The sequence below is a fragment of the Streptomyces sp. NPDC104814 genome (genome assembly GCF_055583185.1).
In genome coordinates this window covers 97,511-115,524 of record NZ_JBVJOL010000005.1, presented here as the reverse complement: position 1 = coordinate 115,524, position 18,014 = coordinate 97,511, and the positions used below count along the sequence as shown (strand labels likewise).

At 68.1% G+C, this 18,014-nt stretch carries 22 protein-coding genes; 16 read left to right on the top strand and 6 right to left on the bottom strand.

Annotated elements, in window-relative coordinates; all coding sequences use genetic code 11:
- The first annotated feature begins 267 nt into the window (after window positions 1-267).
- The 4 genes from ACZ64A_RS18860 to ACZ64A_RS18845 all read left to right on the top strand — a co-directional run bounded on the left by ACZ64A_RS18860 (window position 268) and on the right by ACZ64A_RS18845 (window position 3,080).
- On the top strand, window positions 268-912 hold the full coding sequence (locus ACZ64A_RS18860; protein WP_469811506.1) for a hypothetical protein: 645 nt from the start codon (window positions 268-270) through the stop codon (window positions 910-912).
- Between the two features lie 152 nt (window positions 913-1,064).
- On the top strand, window positions 1,065-1,958 hold the full coding sequence (locus tag ACZ64A_RS18855; protein ID WP_469811504.1) for a hypothetical protein: 894 nt from the start codon (window positions 1,065-1,067) through the stop codon (window positions 1,956-1,958).
- Between the two features lie 55 nt (window positions 1,959-2,013).
- Window positions 2,014-2,478, top strand: coding sequence for a hypothetical protein (locus ACZ64A_RS18850; protein ID WP_469811503.1), 465 nt, complete (start codon window positions 2,014-2,016; stop codon window positions 2,476-2,478).
- Window positions 2,479-2,516: 38 nt separating this feature from the next.
- Complete coding sequence (locus ACZ64A_RS18845; RefSeq protein ID WP_469811502.1) at window positions 2,517-3,080, top strand: hypothetical protein; 564 nt, start codon at window positions 2,517-2,519, stop codon at window positions 3,078-3,080.
- A gap of 26 nt (window positions 3,081-3,106) precedes the next feature.
- Here ACZ64A_RS18845 and ACZ64A_RS18840 read toward each other — a convergent pair whose 3' ends face one another.
- Window positions 3,107-3,352 (bottom strand): hypothetical protein, encoded by a 246-nt coding sequence (locus ACZ64A_RS18840; RefSeq protein WP_469811501.1) that lies wholly within the window; start codon window positions 3,350-3,352, stop codon window positions 3,107-3,109.
- 87 nt (window positions 3,353-3,439) lie between these two features.
- Between ACZ64A_RS18840 and ACZ64A_RS18835 the strand changes: the two genes are divergently transcribed.
- The 12 genes from ACZ64A_RS18835 to ACZ64A_RS18780 all read left to right on the top strand — a co-directional run bounded on the left by ACZ64A_RS18835 (window position 3,440) and on the right by ACZ64A_RS18780 (window position 14,014).
- Window positions 3,440-5,626: an alpha/beta hydrolase gene (locus ACZ64A_RS18835; RefSeq protein ID WP_469811500.1), complete on the top strand. Its 2,187-nt coding sequence runs from the start codon at window positions 3,440-3,442 to the stop codon at window positions 5,624-5,626.
- A 17-nt stretch (window positions 5,627-5,643) separates the two neighbouring features.
- Window positions 5,644-5,988 carry a hypothetical protein gene (locus ACZ64A_RS18830; protein ID WP_469811498.1) on the top strand — a complete coding sequence of 115 codons (345 nt, stop codon included), beginning with the start codon at window positions 5,644-5,646 and terminating at the stop codon, window positions 5,986-5,988.
- On the top strand, window positions 5,985-6,332 hold the full coding sequence (locus tag ACZ64A_RS18825) for a hypothetical protein (protein WP_469811497.1): 348 nt from the start codon (window positions 5,985-5,987) through the stop codon (window positions 6,330-6,332). Before ACZ64A_RS18830 ends, ACZ64A_RS18825 begins: the two co-directional genes overlap by 4 nt.
- A 175-nt stretch (window positions 6,333-6,507) precedes the next feature.
- Window positions 6,508-6,891, top strand: a complete 384-nt coding sequence (locus tag ACZ64A_RS18820) for a hypothetical protein (RefSeq protein ID WP_469811496.1) — start codon at window positions 6,508-6,510, stop codon at window positions 6,889-6,891.
- 159 nt (window positions 6,892-7,050) lie between these two features.
- A complete protein-coding gene (locus ACZ64A_RS18815; RefSeq protein WP_469811495.1) occupies window positions 7,051-7,947 on the top strand; it encodes a hypothetical protein in 897 nt (298 codons plus the stop codon).
- Between the two features lie 50 nt (window positions 7,948-7,997).
- A complete protein-coding gene (locus ACZ64A_RS18810) occupies window positions 7,998-8,573 on the top strand; it encodes a hypothetical protein (protein ID WP_469811494.1) in 576 nt (191 codons plus the stop codon).
- Between the two features lie 210 nt (window positions 8,574-8,783).
- A complete protein-coding gene (locus ACZ64A_RS18805; RefSeq protein WP_469811493.1) occupies window positions 8,784-9,137 on the top strand; it encodes a hypothetical protein in 354 nt (117 codons plus the stop codon).
- Window positions 9,137-10,627, top strand: coding sequence for a C2 family cysteine protease (locus tag ACZ64A_RS18800; protein WP_469811492.1), 1,491 nt, complete (start codon window positions 9,137-9,139; stop codon window positions 10,625-10,627). The genes ACZ64A_RS18805 and ACZ64A_RS18800 overlap by 1 nt, the downstream gene beginning before the upstream one ends.
- Window positions 10,617-10,946, top strand: coding sequence for a hypothetical protein (locus tag ACZ64A_RS18795; protein WP_469811491.1), 330 nt, complete (start codon window positions 10,617-10,619; stop codon window positions 10,944-10,946). Before ACZ64A_RS18800 ends, ACZ64A_RS18795 begins: the two co-directional genes overlap by 11 nt.
- A 10-nt stretch (window positions 10,947-10,956) precedes the next feature.
- Window positions 10,957-11,691: a hypothetical protein gene (locus ACZ64A_RS18790; RefSeq protein ID WP_469811490.1), complete on the top strand. Its 735-nt coding sequence runs from the start codon at window positions 10,957-10,959 to the stop codon at window positions 11,689-11,691.
- Between the two features lie 80 nt (window positions 11,692-11,771).
- Window positions 11,772-12,452: a hypothetical protein gene (locus tag ACZ64A_RS18785; RefSeq protein ID WP_469811488.1), complete on the top strand. Its 681-nt coding sequence runs from the start codon at window positions 11,772-11,774 to the stop codon at window positions 12,450-12,452.
- 125 nt (window positions 12,453-12,577) lie between these two features.
- On the top strand, window positions 12,578-14,014 hold the full coding sequence (locus tag ACZ64A_RS18780; protein ID WP_469811487.1) for a PE-PGRS family protein: 1,437 nt from the start codon (window positions 12,578-12,580) through the stop codon (window positions 14,012-14,014).
- A 7-nt stretch (window positions 14,015-14,021) separates the two neighbouring features.
- On the opposite strand, the gene ACZ64A_RS18775 is transcribed toward ACZ64A_RS18780, so the two are convergent.
- The 5 genes from ACZ64A_RS18775 to ACZ64A_RS18755 all read right to left on the bottom strand — a co-directional run bounded on the left by ACZ64A_RS18775 (window position 14,022) and on the right by ACZ64A_RS18755 (window position 17,869).
- Complete coding sequence (locus tag ACZ64A_RS18775; RefSeq protein ID WP_469811486.1) at window positions 14,022-14,474, bottom strand: hypothetical protein; 453 nt, start codon at window positions 14,472-14,474, stop codon at window positions 14,022-14,024.
- A 183-nt stretch (window positions 14,475-14,657) separates the two neighbouring features.
- Window positions 14,658-15,221: a hypothetical protein gene (locus ACZ64A_RS18770; RefSeq protein ID WP_469811485.1), complete on the bottom strand. Its 564-nt coding sequence runs from the start codon at window positions 15,219-15,221 to the stop codon at window positions 14,658-14,660.
- A gap of 46 nt (window positions 15,222-15,267) precedes the next feature.
- Window positions 15,268-16,713 (bottom strand): PE-PGRS family protein, encoded by a 1,446-nt coding sequence (locus tag ACZ64A_RS18765; protein WP_469811483.1) that lies wholly within the window; start codon window positions 16,711-16,713, stop codon window positions 15,268-15,270.
- A gap of 19 nt (window positions 16,714-16,732) precedes the next feature.
- Window positions 16,733-17,572, bottom strand: a complete 840-nt coding sequence (locus tag ACZ64A_RS18760) for a hypothetical protein (protein ID WP_469811482.1) — start codon at window positions 17,570-17,572, stop codon at window positions 16,733-16,735.
- A gap of 36 nt (window positions 17,573-17,608) precedes the next feature.
- Window positions 17,609-17,869, bottom strand: coding sequence for a WXG100 family type VII secretion target (locus ACZ64A_RS18755; RefSeq protein WP_469811481.1), 261 nt, complete (start codon window positions 17,867-17,869; stop codon window positions 17,609-17,611).
- Between the last annotated feature and the right edge of the window lie 145 nt (window positions 17,870-18,014).

The following is an 18,014-nucleotide window of genomic DNA, read 5'->3' as shown; positions in this document are numbered from 1 at the left end:
ACGACGCCTCTCAGGGCACACAACGCGCGGCCGGGCTGAGCTCCGGGCAGTGGTCTCGAACACCCCGACAGTCTCAACTCCCGTACGGGGAAGGCACATGAGTACGGATACTCATGCGCGTCCATGGCCCCACCCGGAAGGCTCGTCGGCACGGGGCCGCCGTGGGCGGCTTGCGGGCGCTTCACCGGATTCGCTCTGGCGAAACCGAGAAGCACACCGGTAACGTCCCTGTCCCTGACTTGACCCTCGCCCCACTGGGAGCTGACCGTGAACCGCCGTACTCTGCCCGTTGCTGCCGCGCTCGCCGCAACCGCAGCTCTGCTGCTGACGGCATGCGGGAGCGGGGATAAGTCAAAGGGCAACGACACGATCGCAGGCGCGGACAAGGGGGAGCCGACGAAGGCTTCGCCGACTCCCTCAGCCGGGCCCGCCCGTCCCGACCTCACACTGCCGGGTGACGTCACGGAGTCGTTCGAGGGCTGGAAGACGGGCGATGCCACGAAGGACGCGGTCCTGGCCGACGCCGGCCACGCCCAGACCGCGGTCACCCATGCCGTCGTTCACGGTGATCCCGAGGATGCCGCCCTGAAGTTCTACCAAGTGGGTACGGCTCTGGCGGGCAGCCAGGACTGGGTCAAGACGATCGTCGACTCCGGCTCCACCTTCACGGGCGCGGTCCGCTACTACGCACCCAAGATCAGCGTGTTCGACAAGAACACCGCCGGGGTGACCTACTGCTCCGACGAAAGCAAGGCGTTCAACAAGAACCGTAAGACGAACAAGGTCGACAAGACTCCCGTCACCAAGGACGCGTACGTGCTGTACAGCACGCGTCTGGAGAAGAACCCGCAAGGGGTCTGGCAGACCACGAAGCTCGAGTCCGAACGGGGGAACAAGACATGCACGCCCTGAGCCGGCGAAGCAGATGGCTTGCCGTTGGCGCGATCGCCGGGGTCTGTGCCCTGATCCCGGGAACGGCGATGGCGGGATGGGGTCCGGCCGGCACGTCCAACGGAAGCAAGACGGAGTCGAGCGGTGGGCGGTCCGGGGGTGACCTCGTCTCCATGGTCCGTTTCTCCGGCAGTACCGGAGGCGGCGGCAAGGGCGGCGGCGGTACCGGGAACGTGACGCCGGTCAGCGACTGGACGCCGCCCGCCTGCTGGTACGAGCCGCGCACGGCCCAGGAGTTCTCCACCTACATGGAGGACATGTACAACCAGACCATCAACACGCCGGGCCAGCACAGCTATGCCAAGGCCGCCGTCGGCATGATGCGCCAGGACTACAAGGACGGCACGTACAAGAACTACAACCTCGACAAGGCGGACGAGGGCACCTGGTGGGTCGCCGTCCGTGACGAGAGCCGGTGGATGGAGCCGGAAGCGCAGGTCTGCAACAAGATGCCGTTCTGGGTGAAGAACGGCGTCACCCCCGACGTTCCCAACGCGGTCACCCCGCGGGTCCTCGCCGAACTGGCCTACAACCGGATCCACCTTCCGGACACCGAGGTCAGCCTCGCGCCCGCGAACGTCACCAAGGTGAACCTGAACACCTGGGCGTGGCTGGACCGGGCGAAGTTCCAGCCGGTGCAGGTCACCGCCAGCCTCAATGTGGGCGGGGTCACCCTCCAGGCCACCACGACCGCCAAGCCCGTCTCCCTCAGACTCGAACCCGGCACACCGGACGCGGAGACCTTCCCGGGCTCGGGTGAGTGCCGCTTCGGCGCCGACGGTTCCATCGGCGAGCCGTACGCCAAGGGCAAGGCCGACCGGACACCGCCGTGCGGCCTGAAGTACCTGCGTTCCTCGGGCGACGGCACGTACCAGCTGCGCGCCACGGTCACCTGGGAGATCACCTGGACCGGTACCGGCGCCCCCGGACCGCACAGCATGCCCAACGGGACGTTCGGCAACACGCAGAACGTCAAGGTGCAGGAAATCCAGTCCGTCAACCACTGAGACCAATGGGGCGCCCCGTCCCTGCGACGGCCGGGGCGCCCTCCCTGGAGTCACCGTGAACCTCCGTCCCCCGCTGATCACCGCAGCGTTAGCCGCGGCAGCCGCCCTCACGCTCACCGCCTGCGGCGGCAACGGCGGCGATACGGCGAAACCCGTCAGCAGCGAGCAGGTCAAAACCTCCCTCGCGACCGAGTTGCACGCCGCGATCAAGGCGGCGACCCCCAAGGCCGTCCACCCGAAGGACGAGTTCGCCGCGACGAGCGCCGGCTCCGGCTGCTCCGGCACCCGGTTCACCGTCCGTATCGCCGGCTGGGACCCGGACGAGAAACAGTCCAACGAGGAACTCCTCACCAAGAGCACCGCGTATCTGGAGAAGCAGGGCTGGAAGATCTCTCCGGTGCCGAGCGACAGCGACGACCAGGCCGCGAGGATCGACAAGGCCGGCTACGCGGAGGGGCTGCTGAACGCGTCCAACCAGAGCCTGACCTTCACCGGAAACACCGCCTGCCTCGGGGCCTGACCCGCCCGAGCAGCCGCATGCAACAGGGGGAACTTCAGATGCGAGCGCAGCAAGTGGTGAGGACGGCTCTGGCCGCCGTCGCCATCGTCAGCACGATTGCCGGGTGCTCGGCACTGCCGGGGGGACGCGGCAAGGACAGGAAAGAAGCATCGGGACCCACCTATACCGATGCTCTCGAGGCCATGCGGCCCGACGTCACGAGTGCCCTGCAGGCCACGATGCCGCACGTGAAACTGGACGAAAGTTACGGCGCCAGTGACTGCGGAGGATGGGACTGGATCGACAGCAAGGACGCCAGCAAGCGCACGGGCACGCTCTACCTGACCGCCCCAGGTGATCCCGCGGACAAACGCGGGCCCAAGGACCTGGTGGAGGCGGTCGTGAGACATCTGACCGGCCTCGGGTGGACGGTGCAGCAGGGAACCACCGTCTCGCCCGGCGAACCGGACGGCTACGAGCGGAGGGTGAAGAAGAGCGGCATGCACGGCAACGTCATCATCTCCGCCTCACCCTTCAAGCTCACCTCGGGCAAGATCAGCCAGACTCTCGGCGCGACCGTGGTCACCGACTGTCTGCGCAACCCCGACTGGCACAAACCCTGACACGGCGGACGGCGGCACAAGAATGATCAGTTCCCGCCGCCGTCACCCTCCTTGCCGCGCTGAGTCGCGGACTTCTCCAGGGCATCGGCCATCGAGCCCAGCCGTCCCTTCCTGATCTGCAGCTCGCCCCGCACCTTCTCGGCCGTGGGCCCCGCCCAGCGTTCATCAGCTTTGGCGCCCCTGTCCGCTGCGATCTCGATCGGCTGGTCGAGCAACTTGCGGACGTCCTCCGCCAGCTGCCGGATCTTTCCCGCCTCTTCCTGTGCTCCCACGAAGATCCCCCGCTATCTCTCCACATTCACCGGCGCCGGTTCCGATTCCCGGCTCCGGCAGCCTATCGATGGGACAGCGTACTAGACATGGCGTTAGTTTATGCGGATCCAGAGATGCTCGACCGGCTTGCGAAGTCCCTGGACAGCAAGGCGGGAGAAATACCTCATCTGAAGTTGCGGGCCTCCACCCTGGGTGTCACCGATGAGCTGTCCGGGTTGCCTGCGATCGCCACCTGGTTAGGTGAAACAGCCGCCGATCTGCGCAGACGAGCTCATATCCTCAGAGCGCCTGCCGAGTCTCCTTTCGATTCCCTCTCCGCATTCGGCCTGCCGACGTCCCTCGCCCGGAAACCGGGCGCCGGGAAAGAGTTCGAGTCGGGCCTCAAGGCCGTCATCGCCGCGCACCGGGACGGCACACCGCAGGAACAGGCCCAGGCCGTGAAGGACTACTTCGGCACGCTCTCACCGGAACAGCAGGCAGCCCTTGCAGTAACAAATCCGGACCTCGTGGGAAATCTTGACGGCGCTCCCGTCAATGTGCGCTTCGCCGCCAACCGGGTTTCCATTCAGAAGGAGTTCCAGGAAGAATCCGAACGCTTCAAGACCATGACGGAGGACGACCCCGCCTACAAGCGGACCAAGGATCGCGTAGAGACGCTCCGCAGCTTCCTCAGCCCACGCGTGAAGAAGTTCATCGATCCCAAGACCAACAGGCCGGTAGAGGCAGACGTCCCCCGTCAGTTCCTTGTTTTCGATACGAAGTTCGGATCGACCGCGGACCCGAAGGCGTCGCCGTATCCCGACGGCCGGGTCGCAGAAGTCGTCGGTGACCTCGAGACCGCCACCAACGTGGCGTTCCGCGTTCCCGGCATCACCAACCGCCTAGACAACTTCAACGGCTTCTCTTCCGGCGGCTATGCACTGACGACGGACAAAAAGGGCTTCGAGCAGCCTGACACCGCTGTGGTCAGCTGGCTCGGCTACGACACACCGGAGCTCGGCGACTCCGTCGACCCGCAGAAGGCGGAAGTCGGCGGACGGCAGCTGAACGCCTTCCGCCAGGGCATCGCGGTGAATCTGAGGCCGGACGCGAAGACGAGCATCTTCGCACACAGTTATGGCACCCTCGTTACCAGCAAGGCCCTTCAGAACGGGCTCACCAACATCGATAACGTCACCTTCATGGGAAGTCCCGGCCTGGGACCCAACATTCACTCGGTCGCCGACTTCCACATGCCGAACACCAAGTTCTACGCCATGCGCGCCCCACAGGATTTCGTCTCGTATACACAGGGGCATGGCGACGACCCAGCCGACTTCAAGGACATCACACGGCTCGAGACGGACGGTGCCACGGGCCACTCCCAGTACTACAAAGAAGGCACCGAAGCCCTCACAAACATGCGGGGTATCTTCTTCGGAGGCTCCAAAGCCCTGACCTTCGAGCACACCACCCTCGACGAAGAGATGCCCGGCGCCTCGGAGCTACGCGACCTGGTCGGCTTTCTCCACAAGAAGGTGCCGCCCGAGGTGGTCAACAAGATGGGCGGCGATCTGGACCCCATTGTGCAGAGCCTGCTCAACGGCAGGAGCGGTTTCGCCGATATCGCGCTCCCGCTCAACGCGGTACTGAACAAATACAACATGCTCGACCGCGTGAAGCCGGACGAGCTCATGGGCGAGATCACGACGCTCGCGTCCCGGCTCGCGTACAAGCAGGCCTACAAGGCCGCCAAGGACCACGGCGCCCCCGACTGGGTGGCGGCCGGCGCCGCGGCCACCGCTGCCAACGCCTCCAAGGCCACACTGAACGTCGTCACTTGGCCCGTGGTCAAGGTGCTGGAGTTGGATCGCCTGCAGAACAACACCCGCCAGTTGTTCGGCATTCTCCGGGACGGCGCGGACAGCATCTCCGCCGACGCCTCCGCCCTGGCCGACGGCCTCGGCAGGGACGCCGGCCGCGTCTTCTCCGCCGGAGGCGACATGGCGGGCAGCGTCCTCGACACCGGCGGTGACCTCGCGAGCGGTCTCGGAGACAGCTTGGTGCACCCCACCCACGCGTTCAAGAACGCGCAGGACATCGCCAAGTCCTTCCAGTCGACCGGGGAGTCCTTCGCCCGCGGTGGCGCCGACATCGTCAACTCCGTGGACGATGCTGTCGATCAGACCGTGGACAAGGGCGGAGATATGCTCGCCAGCGGTCTGGACACCGGGAAGAAGGCACTGAGCAAGGGCGGCGACGTCGTCGACTCCGTCATCAACTTCGTCTCGTAGAGCTAGGGGAAGTCACCGTGTCCGAACGGAACAACCGCACAGCCCTGACCGAAGAGGTCACGTCGGCCATCCAGAGCGTTCTGCCGGGCGCGACGGTCATGGATCTGCCGTCCGTCATCGCGGCGGACGCCGTCGCCCTCACCGCGTTCGACGCCTCGGACTCCCGGTCGGGGAGCGAGCTGGCCGACGCGCTCGTCTCCCGGTTGCGAGCCACCGGCTGGGCGGTCGACGAACGTATGCGCACCGAGGCGGAGTCGGAATCCGAGGCCACCTTCCACGCGGCCAAGGACGGGCTCGGCGGCGGTGCCTTCTCGGCGCAGAAGGCCGCCGTTTCCTTCCACGGTCTGGTGGAGACCCCGTGACGGGCGCCCGGCAGGCCATCGAAAGGAGCCAGCAGGCCGTCGCCGCCGAGATCCGCGCGGCCATCAAGGCGGCGACCGCCAAGGCGGTCTACCCGAACGACGAGTTCGGCGCACCGTCCGCCCCCTCGGTCCGCGTCGCGGGCTGGGACCCGCAGGAGACCCGGTCCAACGACCGCCTGCTCAAGCTGAGCACCGACCACCTGGCACAGCGGGGCTGGCGGATCTACCCGGAAGCCACCGACAGCGACGACCGCTCGGCCCGGGTCGTCAAACCGGGCCTGGCGAGCGGCCGGCTCCACGCCGCGAACCAGGGCCTGACGTTCACCGGTACGGTCGACGTGTGACCCCTGGTCGCCCAGCCGGTCCATCAAACGCCCCGGGGCCGAGATCGGGGCACCGCGCAGCGACAGGTCGCCCGTGTCCACGCCCTGGAACAGGACGGCGGGGCTGAGGTCCACGGAGTCCGCCGATAGCGTTGACCGTCTTGATCGGACTCCTGCCCTCGGAAGGGAGCCTTGCGTGCGAGTGGTGAACCCCGACGACCTTGACCAGTTGGCAAAGCTCCTGGACGGCAGGGGCGGGGTGGCCGACAGACTCGACGAGGCCTTCACTCGTGCTGCGCGGCTGGGTGTCACCAGCAAGCTGGCCACCATGAGGCCGATGCGGTCGTGGTCGACCGACACCGCACGGGATCTCAGACGGCGCGCGGTGTACGCCCGTTTCGAGAACGGCGATCCGACGGCCGGCCTTCAATGGGCGGGCTTCGGGCCGGGCGACATCGCCGAGGCGGGTGCCGGGCTGCTGTCACCGGAATCGCTCATCCTCGCGTACGCCATGGCTGTCAGCGGTGACCCGAAGGCGGAGTTCTTCCGGCGGCAGAAAGGCGAGTCCGCACACGACTAGGCGGACCGCATTCGAGCGAATGCCATTGCGCAGATCCCCGCCCTGCGGCCCTATGAGACGCAGATCAAGAATCTGATCGGCCTGTACGGCGACGTCACGGGCACGATCGATTTCGGAACCCGCGCCATTCTCCACGGGGGAAACCTGACCCGCGTAGTCGTGGGCAACTCGTTCGCGCGCGGCTGGGGCATGTCCCTCAAGCGCTGGTCGGCGGACACGCTCGTCAGGCGTCTCCCCCTTCCGCAGGCGGAGGTCTGGGCCACCCGCCTCGAAACCCTTCAGCCCACCATCAAATCCCTTTCCGCGCCGGGCACCTGGCTGCCCAGTCGCTTGGCCGGCCTGGCTTCGAGCAGTTCTCTGTTCCGCAACGCCAACCGCATTCCTTTCATCCGCAACTCCGTCTCCGGCTACCTGGGCGACGCCTGGGACCGGGTTCTCAGGAGTGGGGCCGCCCGGGCGTCGGTCGGCGGCTGGAGCGCGAACCGGCTGGTCACGAGCCTGGTCGGCAATGACACCCTGGCTCGCATCTACGGCGGCTTCACTCACTCGGGGCAACCGGTCACCCGGGCCGCCCAGGCCAGCCTGTACAAGGTGACCAGGAGCACCTACGTCGCCGCGCGCGCCGCCGAGGTGGGCCGGGGTGCGTCGTTGTTGGAGGGAGTGGGCAACGCCTTTCGTGTCGCCGGCGGCATGCGGACGTTCGGCATCGCCAGCGGGGTGGCCTCCACCGCCTACAGCGGTTACAACCTGTACACCCAGGGAAATCCACTCAAGCACTTCGGGAATCGTAAGGAAGGCGCCGGTTATGTGGCCGACGTCGCCGAGTTCGGGTTCAACGCCTCCCTCACGGCAGCGACCGTATGCCCCAATCCGTTCACGATCGGAGCGGCCGCCGTTTTCGGCGCGGTATACGCGGGAGCGAAAGTGGTGGAGCACTGGGACGACGTCAAGAACGGGGCCAGGACTGCGGCCGAGTGGACGGGGAAGCAGGTCGGTAAGCTCACCGGCGGAGCGAAGAAGCTGGCTCACGCCGCCAACCCGATGAACTGGTTCTAGCCGTCTCGGTCGAAACGAACAGCGATCACACAGGACTGAGGCAGACTCCCATGGAACAGCAGACGTACACCCTCGAACCGTTCAAGGATTCGGCGTACACCGGTTGGCGGGGCCGGTTGGGCGACTTCGGGCATACGACCGTGCAGCGTCGCAACGGCACACCGGGGGCCTTTCGTGGCTTCGCCGAGCTCTTCGGTGAGAGGTTGCCGCACGTGGAGTTCTCGGGCCTCGGGTCCGGATTCCCCTCGCTCGCCGAGGGGCAGCTGACCGTCGGCGGGGAGGACGTGACACTTCGCCACAATGCGCGTGCCATCAAGAAGGACGCCCGGGCCCTGAAGATGGAGCATCGCGGCCGGACCTGCTCGTACACGTCGCTGGGGCTGGGCAAGGGTGCTCTCCTCAGCCGTGACGGTGTGGAGATCACTGTCGTACCCGGCTCGCCCGATTCGCCCCGTGACAGGTCGCTGCGGACCGTCTCCGTGGCGGGCCCGGCAGACGCCGTGGATTTCGCGCTCGCCCTGCTCTTCGAAGCGGTCGACACCTCCGCGCTCACCCTGGGCGGAGCCCTCGCCACCGCGCCGTTCGCGCTCATGCGCCCGCACCCGCGCAACGGTGGGTACGAGTAGGGGCTCGCCCACTCGCCACCCGACGCCCGGCACTGGACGCCGCCCCCCGCCCCGCGTGAGAGGTTCGCGGAGTTTTTGTGGTGGCGCCGTGGCTGGTCGGGGAGATTCGCGGTGCCGGTGGGGGCGGCTCGTGCGGGCCCTCATATGCTGCCCCAGCAGTGCTGCCGATCACACGACGACGATCGGCAGCCGACGGGGAGGAAGACAGACGTGGGCCCGACCGCCGACGACGGCGCCGAGTTGAAGAAGAAGGCCGAGCAGCTGCGGGCCTGCGCGCGTGAGGCGCGGTCGCTGGCACGGCAGCTCGGACCGTATCTGGACGACGTGGTGAAGCGGGCCGGCCCGCGCGCCGACGCCTTCCGTACCGGTGGCGACGAGGGCGCGATCTGGCAGGGCCCCTTCGCCGACGACTGCACCGGCAAGCTGAAGCAGCGGCAGAGCACGCTGAACGGGATGGGCACCTCCCTGCTGGCGGACGCCACCCGCTGGGAGAGCCAGGCGGACGAACTGGACCGGCAGGCCAAGGAGAAGGACAAGGCCAAGGCCGGATCGGGCGGCAACTGATGGCCTTCCGTGGATTCGACGCCGGCAAACTGACCACGCTCGCGAACGACCTGGACGCGCTCGCCCGTAACTCCGGCAAGCTGCACTCCCGTCTCGCCGTGCTCCTCACCACGGCCCAGCAGAACCTGCCGCCCGGCCAGACCGCCTCCCGCAACCCGGACCTGCAGGACCTGGTCGGCGACGTCGTACCGATGCCCTCGTTCTTCGGACGCGGGCGCCTGCCGGGTGCGCTCAGCGGTGAGCTCGGTGACATGCAGGCGTCGATGAAGCGCCGTATCAAGCAGCTCGAAGGGTTGCAGGAGCTGGAGCAGCGTGGCTACCCGGTCGGCGACGCCACCCTCTTCCTCGACGAGCAGCCGCCCGACCCGAAGAAGATCGACGACGCGCTGCGCCACCTGCAGGAGCTGCAGGGCAAGGACTTCGGCACCAACGGCAACCGGGACGACCTGGAGAAGATCTCCGGCGAGCTCGACGGGCTGACCGCCGCCGAACTCGACGCACTGATGACGAAGGCCTCCCCGAAGGACCTCGCCTTCTACAACCAGCTGCTGACGACCACCGACGACTCCATGTGGAACCCGTTCGACGAGAACGGCCTCCCGGAGGACAGGCGCCGGGACACCCTCAGCAAGATGCTGGCGAAGATCAGCCCCGAGAACGTCCCGAAGTTCCAGGCCGCCTTCCCCGGCATGCAGCCGACGTTCACCAACACCGGGGCGTACGAGGACGGCGGCAACAACCAGAACGGACAGAGCAACAGCGGCATCCACTGGGCGACCCCGAGCGATCCGCTGTTCAAGGACGGCGTCTCCGCCGACGACGTCAACCAGCACCAGTTCGGCGACTGCTGGTACGTCGCCTCGCTGGCCGGCCTGGCCCAGAAGGACCCGAAGTTCGTCCAGGACGGCATCAAGCAGAACCCCAACGGTACGGTCAGCGTCCGCGTCTGGGACAAGTCCGGCAACTACCAGTGGGTCACCATGACCGCCGATCTGCCGACGGACCAGAACGGCAACCCGATCAGCACGTACGGCAACGGTGAGTCCTGGCCGGCGTACTACGAGAAGGCCTTCGCGATGGTCTACTCGGACGACGGCGACGGCGAGCGCGGCTACGGCGGCATCGAGGGCGACGACCCGAAGAAGTCCTCCCCCTACCTCACCGGCAAGGAGGGCGAGGACCTCACCACCGGCGGCTTCCTGGGCATCGGCGAGCACGACGACAAGAACATCGGCTCACTGAAGAAGGCCTTCGACTCCGGCAAGGTCGTCACCGTCTCCACCCCGGACGACGAGAGCCTGGAGAAGAACCACCCGCCCGAGTGGGAACCGTCCTACTGCACCAACCACGCCTACTACGTCCGCGGCTTCACCGACGACGGCAAGATCATCCTCGGCAACCCCTGGGGCTCCAGCTACCCGCCCATCACCGTGTCGCAGGACCAGTTCAACAAGTACTTCCAAGGCCCCGAGGCGTTCGATGCTCCCTGACCGACCGCATGTGAAATACCCCTTCGAGGTCGCCGGGCGCTGGCCGCTGCGCTACCACCGGCCCTACACCGTCGAGCACGAGGGACGGCAGCACCGGGTCGTGGCGAGCATCTTCGCGCAGCCTTCGGTGCACGGTCAGATCAAGGTCAGCTGCGAGGGCCGCCTCGTCGCGGCCTACGACGACCTCACTCCCGGGGACGTCGTGGAGATCACCGGCGACAGCTGGCGGGTCGCGGAGGTCGACTACCGTACCCGTGTCGTACTGGAGCGCGTGCAAGGCGGCGGCGAGGAGGACAGTGGTGTTCAGGCGGGTCTCTAGCCACACCACCGTGGGTGTCGTGGCGCTGCTGGCGCTGGCGGGATGCGGCGGCTCCGGGGACGGCGGTCACGAGCAGCCGACGGCAGCACCGGCCGCGGACAAGGGCCCGGTGTGCGTGGGTCAGGCGCCGGCGGACGGGCTGCACGTCCTGCGCGGCGGCGGCTTCCGCCTCCCCGGCGGCGGGGGCGTGCAGTACACCGCCGCGGACGCCGACGGCACGAGCCGTACGGCCGTCCTGCGCGACGGCGCGAAGTACCAGACGGGTCAGCGGCAGCAGACCGTACGCACCGGGCAGCGGATCACGGCCGCGGGACACGCCTTCACGGTCTCCCAGATCTGCTCCTACCGCGTGGTCCTCGAACCGGTGGACGCGAAGGACAAGGCGGCGGCCGTCGCCGCGCCCCGCTCGCTGAAGCCGGCCGGCGGCGAGGCCGACAACGGCCTGTGCTTCTCGAACAACCCGTCCGTCCTGGCCGCGGCGAGCAAGGGCTTCCCGCCCCGCGGCCAGACCCTCTCCGTACTGCGCAACGGCGGCGTGTGGAGCTTCCCGACCGGCCTGTCGGTCCGGGTCTCCTACATCGACACGGACACCGGCGTCGCGGGCTTCGGCGGAGTCTGCGCGGCGCTGCCCGTGGCCAACTACAAGGACGCCCGCGTCGGCGACCCGGTGGAGTTCGCGGGAGTGCAGTTCACGGTGTCCCAGCTGACGGAGAAGGCGGTACGGCTGACACGGACGAGCGCGTAGTCACGCGGCCGCTCGCGCCTCGCCGCGAGCGGCTGCGGCTATGGTCGGACCAGTCCCCGCAGCGACCTGGAGAGGCCCTGGTGTTCGGCAAGAACAAGCACGTCGACGAGCCCCCCGTCCCCGCTGTCCCCTGGACCGGCGCGTGGGAGTTCGCCATCACCGACGAGGAACGGCCGGCGGGCGCACAGCGCAAGCACGCCGTGCTCGGCCTGCGTGCCTTCCGCGTCCCCCATGGGGGCGGCGCCCAGCGGGTCAACGCGCCCTGCGCCTTCTTCCCTCCGCAGCCACCGGCACGGGCGGGCGACCTGCGCCTGTACGAGGACGCGCAGGGTCAGCGGCTGCTCTGCTCGGTCGACGAACCCCAGGACGTGAAGGGTGAGCGCCACCATGCCGTCCGCGATGGTCAGGGCCAGGTCATCGGCACGATCCGGCGCATCCCGCCCCTCAAGCACGCCCTCAAGCCGACGTGGCGCATCGACCAGCCGGGGCACGCCGAGATCGTGAGCAGCGCGGAGTGGGCCTCCGGCAGCCGCAAGGAGATGATTCAGCGCGGCGCCGGCAAGCTGCTGCTCGGAGTCGTGCAGGCGGTGGCCGACATGGGCGCCGAAGGCGGCGATCAGCCGGGCACGTCGCGGCCCCTGGAGTGGAATTCGGAGGGTGAGCTGGTTCTGACGTCGACCGGTGACCGCAGGTTCCTCGTCCGGGCGGCGTGGCTGGACCGGCGCCTGGTCTTCGCCTACGCGCTGCTGCGGGCCGGGTGAGTCCACGGTGGTGAAGGCGACAGGACCGCGCACGGCACGGGCGGTGCCCTCCGCGGCATGAAAGCGATTCGGTTCCCTCGGCAACGGATTCCGGGGACGCAGGCAATGGGGGATGAATCATGGGCATGAGGAACGTCAATCCGGACGACCTCGACCAGCTCGCGAAGCTGCTCGACGGCCGAGGTGGCATGCAGGACAAGCTGGACGAGGCGTTCACCAGAGCGTCCCGGCTCGGCGTCTCCAGCAAGGTGGCCTCCCTCAAGCCCCTGCGCAGCTGGGTCACGGACACCGCTCCCGACCTGCGCAAGCGCGCGATCTTCGCCCGCCTGGAGAGCGGTGATCCCCAGGCGGGGCTGCTGTGGGCCGGTTTCAGCCCCAAGGACATCGAGAAGTACAAGGGCGAGGGCCTCGGTCCCGACGCCCTGCTCCTGGCGAACTCGGTCGCCGCCAGTGACGACCCGAACGCCTACAAGTTCAAGCGGCAGCCCGACGAGTCGCTGGCCGACTGGATCCAGCGGCTCGAGGCCCACGCCATCTCCCAGATCCCCGGACTCCAGCCGCACGAGGCGACGATCGCCTCGATGATCGGTCTCTACGGCGACTGGGGATCCGTGACCGCGGCGACCGCGGTCGTCACCATCCAGGGCACCTCGCTCACCAAGGTCCTGCTCGGCAACTCCTTCAAGGCCGGTGCGCTGCGCGTCTGGAAGACCCGGCTCGGCGTGGTCCTGCGGGGCTCCAGGAGCGGACTCATACGATCCGCCGGCAACGGTCTCATCAAGTGGGCGCCGAAGATCCGTTCCCTGAGCGCGCCCGGGAGCTGGCTGCCCGGGCAGCTCGGCAGTCTTTTCGGGCGCAGCACCGCGTACCAGAACCTCTCCCGCATCCCGCTCACCAGCGGTCTGCGCGGCGACCTCATCGGTCAGGGGTACAACTGGGCCCGTGCCACGCCGTTGATGAACACCCTGCGTGCCAACGGCGTCATCGACTTCCTGGTCGGTTCGGACGACGTCGCCAAGATGTACGGCGGCTTCACGCACTCCGGCCAGGCCGTCGCCCGTGCGGGCAACGCGAGCCTGGTGAAGGTGTTCACCAAGGCGGCCAACAGCCAGCGGTTCGCCAACTCCGTGGCCGAGGCCACCGATGCAGCGCGTGGCGCGGGGGCGCTGCGTACGGGGCTCGGCGCCGCCGCCAAGACGGCGGGGTTCCTGCGCGGGGCCGGCATCGTCGGCGGCGTGGCCTCGACCGCCTTCAGCGCCGCCAACGTCATCTCGCAGGGCAATCCGGTCGACGCGTTCAAGAAGAAGGGCGCGGCCTACGTCGCCGACGTGGCCGAGGTCGGCTTCAACGCGTCGCTGACGGCGGCCATGGTCGCCCCGAACCCGATCACCATCGGTCTGGCGGTCGGGACGGGCATCGTCTATGGCGGCGCGAAGATCGTCCAGCACTGGGACGACATCAAGGAAGGCGCCGGCAAGGCCGCCGACTGGGTCGGCAACAAGGCCAAGGACCTGGGGAAGAGCATCGCCAAGTCCAAGGCCAATCCGATGAACTGGTTCTGAGGCGCGGTCACGGGCGGCGCCGGCGCAGCCGCCCGTACAGGATGAACGCCTCCATGCCGGCGAACAGCCCCGCGGACGTCCACACCTCGTACGGCGCCAGGCCCTTGACCTCGCTGCCGAGCCGGGGTGCCAGCCAGCCCTCGGGGTCGACGACGAGCGTGACACGGCTGCCGCGTCGGAGGCCGTCGGCGCAGCCGTGGGTGTCGTCGACGTCGTAGGAGAGACGCCGGCCGGAGTCGGTGGGCACCACGGTGCAGGTGCGCCCGTCACCGTGCTTGCGGTAGTACGAGCCGGTGTCGACGACGACGGCGTCGTGCCGCACGCCACGGTGGTCGAGGACGTAGTCGTTCATGGCGGGGCCCCAGAAGAGCGTGAAGGCGAAGCCGAGGACCGCCACGAACGTACCGGGGCCGGCGCCGCACATGGCCCACGCGACGACGAGCACGAGCAGGGCCGTCAACGCCCCGACGAGGACGAGGAACGTCCCCTGCCGCTGAGCAAGCCAGGCACAGCCGGTCAGCGCCGACGGGGCGACGAGAAGAACACCGAGGGTGCCGGGCCAGCGCCGGGACCGGCCAGGGGGCGCCCACGGCGGCGTCCGGTCAGCCGAATGTTCTTCTGTGGGAGAAGCAGTCGTCACCGGTCACCCCTCGTCCCGCCCGTTGCCCATGAGGAAGTTTCTGGGAATGGTTAGCAGCGCTCCTGTCAGTGTCAGGCAGGACGTGTCGACCTGTTCGAGGACGAGGGCGATGGCCAGGTCCGTCACGTCCGCGCCGCCCAACGCCTTGCCCACGCGCTCGACCCCGGGCTTGCCCACGGCGCGGTCGATGGTGACGGTGGCCGGTCCCCTGGTCAGTACCGCCTGCTTGCCCTGGCCGGCCGACCTGTAGCTGTACTGCCGGTCGAGGTACCACATGTCCAGCCAGCGGGAGCCCTTACGTACTCCTTTGACACGGAGGTCGATACGCACGGGGACGCCGTCGACCCGAAGCCACCCCCCGTCCAGCGACGGCACGCCCCCGCTCCCGCCGCCGCTGAACACGGCCTCCGGGAACTGTTCTCCCGTCAGCACCGTCTGGTTGTGCTGGGTCGTGCCGGAAGTCAGTACCGACCGCACATCCACGTCTCCGAACGGTCCGACATGCCCCCGGTACCCCTGTGCGTCACGCGTCGTGATCGGAGAGAGGTCGAATTCGAAATCAGTCACTGAGGATCTTTCCCTGGCGCTTGCAATGGGTGGACACCGGTACCGACTAGAACCAGTTCATCGGGTTGGCTTTGGATTTCGCGATGCTCTTCCCCAGGTCCTTGGCTTTGCCGCCGACCCAGTCCGCGGCCTTCCCCGCGCCCTTCTTGATGTCGTCCCAGTGCTCGACGACCTTGGCACCCGCGTACACGGCCCCCGTGACGGCGACCGCACCGATGGTGAACGGGTTGGGTGCCACCGTGGCGGCGGTCAACGACGCGTTGAAGCCGACCTCGGCGACGTCGGCGACGTATCCCGCTCCCTTCTTCTTGAAGGCGTCGACCGGGTTGCCCTGGGCCACGACGTTGGCGACGCTGTAGCCGGTCGAGGCCACTCCGCCCACGATGCCCACACCGCGCAGCAGGCCGCCCGCCCGGCCGGCGAACTTCAGCCCCCTCCCCATCGCCGCGAGCCGCCCGGTGCCGACGAGGCGTTGGTCGGCGTAGACGTTTCCGGCCACCTTCCACAGGCTGGCCTGGGCGGCACGCCCCGGGATCTGACCGGCGTGGGTCAGACCGCCGTACATTTTGGCGATCTTGTCGGAACCCACCAGCGCGGTCACCATGTCCGCGGCGCTGAATCTGCCTACAAGGGGGTTGGTCATCATGCCGCTGCGCATCAGCGCGTCGTATCCGGCGCCGATCTCCTGGCTGATGCGTGTGCCGACCACGGGCAGGCCACTGGCTCGCTGGAACGTGGCACTACCCGATGCCAAGGCCCCCAACTTGCTCGGCAGCCACTGTCCTGGCGCCGACAGCGATCGAATGACAGGGCTGAACTGCTGGAGCGAACGCCCCCACACCCCGACCCGGGCCGGCATCCAGCTGTAGCGCATGGGCAGCCAGCGCAGGAAGGCGGCCGCCTTGAGTTTCTGCGTCTTCAGAAAGCCCTGGGCCAGCGAGTTGCCCACGAGGACCTTGGTGAGGTTCACGGCATGGAAGGCGGCCGTTCCTCCGTGGCCGATCGTCGACGTCACGTCTCCGACGTCGCCGAGAATCTCGGCGATCTCGCTCTCGTACGGCTTGAGCGCCGGAATCTGGGCGATGCCGTGAGCCCTCAGGCGGTCGACCCAGTCGTCGAGGGACTCCCGCGACCTGCGCCGGAACACCTCCGCCTTGGCGTCACCACTGGTGGCCATCGCGTTGGCGATGAGCAGCACCCCGGGTGCCTTCAGATAGATGCCGGCCTTGAGGATGTCCTTGGGATCGAACCCCGCCCAGCGCAGGCCCGCTTCCGGGTCTCCGTCCTCCAGGCGGGCGATCGCGGACCGCCGGCGCAGATCCGGTGCCGTGTCGGACACCCAGCTCCGCATGGGCTTCAGAGCGGTCAGCTTGGAACTGACTCCCAACTGCGCAGCCCTGCTGAATGCCTCGTCCAACTTGGGCTGCACGCCGCCTCGGCCGTCCAGCAGAGTGGCGAGCTGGTCCAGGTCGTCCGGGTTGACGTTCCTCATGGTTGAAAGGCGTTCCGCTTCACTCGCCCTGGATGTTCAGTTCCTCCCTGTCCGGCAGCAGGTCGGTGATCTTTTCCCAGACCTTGCCCGCTGTGGACTTCGCCAGGACCAGCGCCGTGTCGGGGCCCACCTGGCCCGGCATGATGGGCTCTTCGGGCTGTTCGCGGATCCAGTAGCCGAGGGGGCCGCAGTCCCAGACCGCGAGGGCGCGGATCATCGTGGACTCCTGGCCCTCGTGACGGCCGTCCCAGGCCGTCGTGATGCGCCAGGTGGCGTTCAGCGAGACGACCAGTTCCAGGAAGCGGCCGAGGTCCGGGTCCCGCAGGGCGGGGTCCGCCTCCACGAGGGCCTTGCGGACGTTCTCCCGCGCGGCGTCGTCGTCGGCACCCGGCTCCTCCAGGGCGACGAACGCCGCGTCCAGCGCGGCCATCGTCGTGGCGAGGCGGACCTCTTCGGCCCCCTCCTCCGGCTTGTCGCCGCGGTGCAGGTTGACCTTGCGGGCCAGTTCCCAGACCAGCGTGTTGGGCTCGATGGAGACGTACTCGGACTCCTCGTCGCCCGGCCAGCCGTCGTGCGAGAACACCGCCTCCTGGCCGACGACCACACCGTGATTGACCGGGCCGTGCTCGCCGGTGACCTCGACCTGGACCAGCAGCATCGGGTCGGCGAGCGCGCCCAGCAGGTCGCGCAGCAGCGGTGCCAGTTCGCCCTCCTCGCCCACCAGACCGATGCGCTGGAGCTCGACGAGCGACTCCCACAGTTCCTCGGGCGGCGTCTCGCCCTCCAGGAGGTGGGCGAACACGGCGACGTGCCGGTCGGCCAGGCGGAAACGGGCACGGGAGCTGTCGTACGAAGGCACTGGTCGTGGGTTCCTCTCGGGGAGCGGGCGCTCCGGCTACTTCTTCTTGTCCTGCAGGTCCTTGGCGTCCTGAGTGCACTGATGGGCCTCGTCACGCAGCGTCTTGGCGACGGACGCGCAGGTGGTGTGCCACGTCTTCAGCTTGCCCCGCACCTCGTCCGCGTTCGGACCCGACCAGGTCTTCATTCCGGTGGTGCTGTGGTTCTTCGCGGCGTCGACGATCGAGTCGATGTGGTCGGCGAGTGCCCTCAACTGTCCGGCGCGCTGGTTGAGTTCCTGAATGTCAGGATTTGCCATAGCAGTCTCCCCCGGTGTTTCAACGGCCTCAGCATACCGACGTACCACATCGCGCCCGGTTCGGCCCCCGGGCCGCACACACCGTTCATTCACAGGATGTTCGGATCTCCAGCAGCGCTGGACGGGAACTACGGGTGGTGCGGTA

Excerpts from the sequence above, each read along its gene's own strand:
- ACZ64A_RS18810 (WP_469811494.1), top strand. The coding sequence starts at position 7,998 with ATGGAACAGCAGACGTACACCCTCGAACCGTTCAAGGATTCGGCGTAC.
- ACZ64A_RS18855 (WP_469811504.1), top strand. The coding sequence starts at position 1,065 with ATGGTCCGTTTCTCCGGCAGTACCGGAGGCGGCGGCAAGGGCGGCGGC.
- ACZ64A_RS18845 (WP_469811502.1), top strand. The coding sequence starts at position 2,517 with ATGCGAGCGCAGCAAGTGGTGAGGACGGCTCTGGCCGCCGTCGCCATC.
- ACZ64A_RS18800 (WP_469811492.1), top strand. The coding sequence starts at position 9,137 with ATGGCCTTCCGTGGATTCGACGCCGGCAAACTGACCACGCTCGCGAAC.
- ACZ64A_RS18835 (WP_469811500.1), top strand. The coding sequence starts at position 3,440 with ATGGCGTTAGTTTATGCGGATCCAGAGATGCTCGACCGGCTTGCGAAG.
- ACZ64A_RS18780 (WP_469811487.1), top strand. The coding sequence starts at position 12,578 with ATGAGGAACGTCAATCCGGACGACCTCGACCAGCTCGCGAAGCTGCTC.
- ACZ64A_RS18765 (WP_469811483.1), bottom strand. The coding sequence starts at position 16,713 with ATGAGGAACGTCAACCCGGACGACCTGGACCAGCTCGCCACTCTGCTG.
- ACZ64A_RS18795 (WP_469811491.1), top strand. The coding sequence starts at position 10,617 with ATGCTCCCTGACCGACCGCATGTGAAATACCCCTTCGAGGTCGCCGGG.
- ACZ64A_RS18755 (WP_469811481.1), bottom strand. The coding sequence starts at position 17,869 with ATGGCAAATCCTGACATTCAGGAACTCAACCAGCGCGCCGGACAGTTG.